The sequence below is a fragment of the Stenotrophomonas sp. HMWF003 genome, from assembly GCF_003061285.1.
Lineage (GTDB): Bacteria > Pseudomonadota > Gammaproteobacteria > Xanthomonadales > Xanthomonadaceae > Stenotrophomonas > Stenotrophomonas maltophilia_AP.
On sequence record NZ_QAIW01000010.1, the window covers coordinates 1 to 6,087 of the forward strand.

A 6,087-nucleotide genomic window follows, 5' to 3' on the forward strand; every position below is an offset into this window, starting at 1 on the left:
CGGTCATGCGCCCAGCATAGCGAGGCCGGACGACGACCGCGATGGTCGCCGTCCGGCGTGCGGGGTGCCGGCCGGTGTTACGGGGCGGCGGTCACGCCCAGCTGGTCAAGCACGAACGCATACGATTCGGCCAGTTCGTGGTAGCGCTGGAACCGCCCGGACTTGCCGCCATGCCCGGCCTCCATGTTGGTGCGGAACACGATCGGATGGGTACCGGTGTTGTCATCGCGCAGCTTGGCCACCCACTTGGCCGGCTCCCAGTACTGCACCTGCGAATCCCACAGCCCGGTGCCGACGAACAGCGCCGGGTAGGCCTGCTTCTTGACGTTGTCGTAAGGCGAGTAGCCGAGCATGTAGTCGTAGTAGGCGCGCTGCTCCGGGTTGCCCCACTCGTCGTATTCGTTGGTGGTCAGCGGGATGCTGGCGTCGAGCATGGTGGTGACCACGTCCACGAACGGCACCTGCGCCACCATCACCCGGTAGTCCTGCGGGGCCTGGTTGGCCACCGCGCCCATCAACAGGCCGCCGGCGCTGCCGCCGGACGCGGCCACGCGGTCCTTGGACGCATAGCCCAGCCGCACCAGTTCGCGGGTGACGTCGACGAAGTCGTTGAAGGTGTTCTGCTTCTTCAGCAGCTTGCCGTCCTCGTACCACGCACGGCCCATTTCCTCGCCGCCGCGGATGTGCGCGATGGCATAGACCACGCCGCGGTCGAGCAGGCTCACCACGGTCTGGTTGAAACCGGGGTCCATCGACATGCCGTAGCTGCCATAGGCGTACTGGTACAGCGCCGCAGTCCCGTCCTTCTTGAAACCGTTGCGGTACACCAGCGACACCGGCACCCTGGCGCCGTCACGCGCGGTCACCCAGACCCGCTCGGTGGTGTACTTGGCCGGGTCGTAGCCGAGCACCGGCTGCTGCTTGAGCTGGCGGCGCTCACCGGTGAGGGTGTTGAGCTCGTAGGTGGTGGTCGGGGTGGTCAGCGAGTTGTAGGCGTAGCGCAGCCACGGGCTGTCCGGCTCGGGGTTGGCGGCCAGGCCCATGGAATAGGCCGGCTCGTCGGCCTTGACGTAGTCCTGGCGGCCATCGGGGTACAGCAGGCGGATCCGCTCCAGACCGTTGGAACGCTCGGCGATCGCACTGAAGCCATCGAACAGCTCGAACCCTTCCACCAGCACCGCATCGTCATGCGCCACCCAGTCGGTCCACTGCGAGCGCGCGGTGGCGTCGGTGGGCGCGGTGACGATCTTGAAGTTCTTCGCGCCGGCATCGTTGGTGCGGATCACCCAGCGGCCGTTGAAGTGGTCGGCGTCGTATTCCACATCGCGCGCACGCGGCGCCAGCAGCGTGAATGCCTGCGGGTTGGCGGCCAGGGCATAGCGGGTTTCCGAGCTGACCGTGCTGTGCAGTTCGATGGTGAGGAACTTGTCGTCGCGGGTGCGGCCGACGCCCATGTAGAAGCTGTCGTCCTTCTCTTCGTACACCAGCACGTCGCTGCTGGCCGGAGTGCCCAGCACGTGCTTCTTCACCCGCACGGTGAGCAGGGTGTCCGGATCGTTCTCGACGTAGAACAGGGTGCGGTTGTCGTCGGCCCAGACCACGTTGGGCGACACGTTCTCGATGCGGTCCGGCAGCACCTGCCCGGTGCGCAGGTCCTTGAAGCGGATCACGTACTGGCGGCGGCCGACATCGTCTTCGGCCCAGGCCAGCAGGTGGTTGTCCTGGCTGACGTCGGCATCGCCGACATCGAAGAAGTTCTTGCCCTCGGCCATCACGTTGATGTCCAGCAGGATCTCTTCGGGCGCCTCCATGCTGCCCTTGCGGCGCGCCTGGATCGGGTAGTCCTTGCCGGTTTCGTAGCGGGTGTAATACCAGTAGCCGCGGTCACGCGCGGGCACGCTGGCGTCGTCCTGCTTGATGCGGGCCACGATTTCCTTGTACAGGGTGTCCTCGAGCGGCTTGAGCGGCGCCACCACCTGGTCGGTGTAGGCGTTTTCCGCATTCAGGTAGGCCAGCATCTTCGGATTTTCGCGCTTGTCGTCGCGCAGCCAGTAGTAGTCGTCGGTGCGGGTCGCACCGAACGGCGCCTTGACCGTGTGCGGCTGCTTCTCGGCGTCGGGTGGGGTGAGCGCGGGGGCGGCATGCACGTTGGAGGTCATCAGGCTGGCAACCAGTAAACAAAGGGCGGGTTTCACGAGATAAGGCTCCTTACGGGGGAATGCAATGGCGTCCATGGTCGGCCCCAGTCTGGGCGGGCGTTGGGGCAGCGGCAAGCCTGCCGATCGTCACTGCACCTATCATCGGCAGCATGAGCACCCCTACCCCCACGGCCGCCTACAGCCGCCGCAGCCAGGAAATCGAACCCTTCCACGTGATGTCGCTGCTGGCCCGCGCGCAGGCGCTGGAGCAGGCCGGGCACGACGTGATCCACCTGGAGATCGGCGAACCGGACTTCACCACCGCCGCACCGATCGTGCAGGCCGGCCAGGCCGCCCTGGCCGCCGGCCACACCCGCTACACCGCCGCGCGCGGGCTGCCCGCGCTGCGCGAGGCCATCGCCGGGTTCTACCAGCAGCGTTACCAGCTGCAGATCGATCCCGAGCGCATCTTGATCACGCCCGGCGGCTCGGGCGCGCTGCTGCTGGCCAGCAGCCTGCTGGTGGACCCGGACAGGCACTGGCTGCTGGCCGACCCCGGCTACCCGTGCAACCGCCACTTCCTGCGCCTGGTCGAAGGGGCCGCGCAACTGGTGCCGGTGGGCCCACAGACGGCCTACCAGCTCACCCCCACGCTGATCGAGCAGCACTGGAACGCGGCCAGCGTGGGCGCGCTGGTGGCCTCGCCGGCTAACCCGACCGGCACGGTGCTCTCTGCGCCGCAGCTGGCCGGGTTGTCGCAGGCGCTGAAGGCGCGCGGCGGCCACCTGGTGGTGGACGAGATCTACCACGGCCTCACCTACGGCATGGACGCGGCCAGCGTGCTGCAGGTAGACGACGACGCCTTCGTACTCAACAGCTTTTCCAAGTACTACGGCATGACCGGCTGGCGGCTGGGCTGGCTGGTCGCCCCACCGCAGGCGGTGCCGGACCTGGAGAAGCTCGCGCAGAACCTGTACATCAGCGCCTCCAGCATCGCCCAGCACGCCGCGCTGGCCTGCTTCACCCCGGAGAGCATGGCCATCTTCGAACAACGCCGCGCTGCCTTCCGCGAACGCCGCGACTACCTGCTGCCGGCGCTGCGCGCCCTGGGCTTCCGCATCGAAGTGGAGCCCGAAGGCGCCTTCTACCTGTACTGCGACGTCAGCGCCTTCACCGATGACGCGCAGGCGTTCTGCGCGCACTTCCTGGAAACCCAGCACGTGGCGTTTACCCCGGGCCTGGATTTCGGGCACTACCGCGCCAACCAGCACGTAAGGCTGGCCTACACGCAGGACGTAGCGCGCCTGGAAGAAGCCGTGGCGCGCATTCGGCGTGGGCTGGAGACGTGGGTGCGGTGAGACGGTAAAAGCTCTGAAAGCCGCGAGTCCCGCGATTGCCGCCAACCCACCCGTACCCGACCCAGCCAGCAAACGCACGCACTCGCCGCTGTTGACGTTGATCGGGATTTGGACTTGCAGTTGCCGTCCGCTTAAAAAAATCCGCCGAAGGGGAACAAAAAAACGCCACGCATTGCTGCGTGGCGCTGAAACTGGGGTGGAGCCAACCTGACGCCCCACCACCCGGAGGCGGACCGAAGTTGCCTTCGGCTATTCCCTGCGGCTACCGGGCCGATGGGGCATCCCAGCAGTCGAGCACCGCTCGACTCTACCGCAACTGCTCCCACAGGAAGCTATAGGCCAATGCCGACATGTGCGCGGCCTGCGCATTGTTGGCCGCGCCGCCGTGACCGCCTTCGATATTCTCGTAGTAGGTCACGTCCTTGCCGGCCTCGATCATCTTCGCGGCCATCTTGCGAGCATGGCCCGGATGCACCCGATCGTCACGCGTGGATGTCGTGAACAGCACCGGCGGGTAGGTCTTCTTCGCATCGAACAGGTGGTACGGCGAGAAGGTCTTGATGAACTCCCAGTCGGCCGTGTCCGGATTGCCGTATTCGGCCATCCACGACGCACCGGCCAACAGGTGGCTGTAGCGCTTCATGTCCAACAGCGGCACCTGCACCACCACCGCCCCGAACAACTCCGGATACTGGGTGAGCATGTTGCCGGTAAGCAGGCCACCGTTGCTGCCGCCCTGCACGCCCAAATGCTTGGCCGAGGTGATCTTGCGGCTGACCAGATCGCGGGCGACCGCGGCCATGTCTTCATAGGCCTTGTGGCGGTTCTGCTTCAGCGCCGCCTGGTGCCAGCGCGGGCCGTACTCGCCGCCACCGCGGATGTTGGCCACCACGTACACGCCGCCCTTCTCCAGCCACGCCCGGCCCATGCCGCCCGAGTACGACGGGGTCAGCGAGATCTCGAAGCCGCCGTAGCCGTACAGCAGCGTCGGGTTGGACCCGTCCCGCTTCATGTCCTTGGCATGCACCACGAAGTACGGCACGCGGGTGCCGTCCTTGCTGGTGGCGAAGTGCTGCTCGATCACCTTGCCCTCGGCATCGAAGAACGCCGGCATGGTCTTGAGCACTTCCGGCTGCTTGCCGATCTCGGCAATGGCCAGCGTGGTCGGGGTGAGGTAGTCGGTGACGGTCATCCACACCGCGTCGCTGTCATCGGCATCCACCGCACCCACGGCCACGGTGCCGAACGCCGGCGCGCCGGTGAACTCGCTCTTCTTCCAGCCGCTGTCGGTCGGGGTGAGCACGCTCAGGCGGCTCTTCACGTCGTCCAGCACGTTGAGCACCAGGTGGTTCTTCGTCCAGCTGCTGCCGGCCAGCGAGGTGGTCGCGGTGGGCGCGAACAGCACGTCAAAGTCGCGCTTGCCGGCCAGGTAGTCGTCCAGCCTGGTGACCAGCAGCGAACCGGCGGTGTAGGTCTTGCCGCCCACCGTCCACGCATCGCGCAGCTCCAGGGTCAGCCACTGCTTGCGCAGGCCCTTCTCGGCCGAGTTCGGCGCGTCGATCTTGGTCAGCGTGCCGTCGTCGGCGCGCAGGTAGACCTCGTTGTTGTAGAAGGCCAGCGTGCGGCTGACCAGGTTGCGCTCGTAGCCGGGCGTGTCGTCGTGCATGGCCGCGATGTACATGTCTTCGGGCTTGCCTTCGTACACCACGCTGGCACTCGCCATCGGCGTGCCGCGCTTCCACAGCTTGGCCACGCGCGGGTAGCCCGAGGTGGTCATCGTGCCGGTGCCGAAATCGGTGTAGACAAACACCGTGTCGCGGTCGATCCAGTTCAACCCGCCCTTGGATTCGGGGCGGAAGAAGCCGTCCTTGATCCAGGTCTTGTTGGCCAGGTCGAACTCGCGGGTGACATCGGCGTCGGCGCCGCCGCGCGACAGCGCGATCAGGCAACGCGAATAGTCCGGGCGCAGGCAGTCGGCGCCGTGCCAGACCCAGTTCTCACCCTCGGCCTTGTTCAGGGCATCCAGGTCGAGCACGGTTTCCCAGGTCGGCGAGGCCTTGCGGTACTCGGCCAGCGTGGTGCGGCGCCACAGGCCGCGCTCGTGCTGCTTGTCCTTCCAGAAGTTGTAGTAGTAATCACCAATCTTCTGCACGCCGGGAATCTTGGCGTCCGAATCGAGCACCTCGCGGATGCTGGCTTCCATCTGCTTGAACGCCGGGGTCTGGGCCAGGCGGCCTTCCGACTTGGCGTTCTGCTGCTTGACCCAGTCCAGCGACTTCTCGCCGGTGACGTCTTCGAGCCACGCGTACGGGTCGGCGGGAGTTTCAGCAGCCATGGCAGTACCTACCGCACCGGCGGTGATCAGGCCTGCCATCAGGCAGGCGGAAGCGATTTTGGACATTGCAGCTCCAGGCGGACATAAGCTCCGGACGCTATCACACCGCCCGGCCGGGGCTCCCGTGTCGAAGGTCAGGGCGCGCGACCCGGGCCGGAACGCGGCTGCGGCGGCGGGCCTGCGGGCCACGGCGACGGCCACTGCGGCGGCGCAGCAGTGCCTTCGGCAGGCGGAACCGGTACAGGCTCCACCAGGC

Annotated in this window: 3 protein-coding genes; 1 reads left to right on the forward strand and 2 read right to left on the reverse strand. The window is 66.7% G+C overall.

From position 1 onward, the window contains the following. Window positions 1-77 precede the first annotated feature (77 nt). Window positions 78-2,195, reverse strand: a complete 2,118-nt coding sequence (locus tag DBR34_RS00425) for a S9 family peptidase (protein ID WP_128095247.1) — start codon at window positions 2,193-2,195, stop codon at window positions 78-80. 113 nt (window positions 2,196-2,308) lie between these two features. On the opposite strand from DBR34_RS00425, the gene DBR34_RS00430 reads away from it, so the two are divergent. Then, window positions 2,309-3,496 (forward strand): pyridoxal phosphate-dependent aminotransferase, encoded by a 1,188-nt coding sequence (locus DBR34_RS00430; RefSeq protein ID WP_128095248.1) that lies wholly within the window; start codon window positions 2,309-2,311, stop codon window positions 3,494-3,496. A gap of 307 nt (window positions 3,497-3,803) precedes the next feature. Here the strand turns inward: DBR34_RS00430 and DBR34_RS00435 are convergent, their stop codons facing one another. Then, complete coding sequence (locus DBR34_RS00435; RefSeq protein ID WP_128095249.1) at window positions 3,804-5,897, reverse strand: prolyl oligopeptidase family serine peptidase; 2,094 nt, start codon at window positions 5,895-5,897, stop codon at window positions 3,804-3,806. Window positions 5,898-6,087 lie beyond the last annotated feature (190 nt).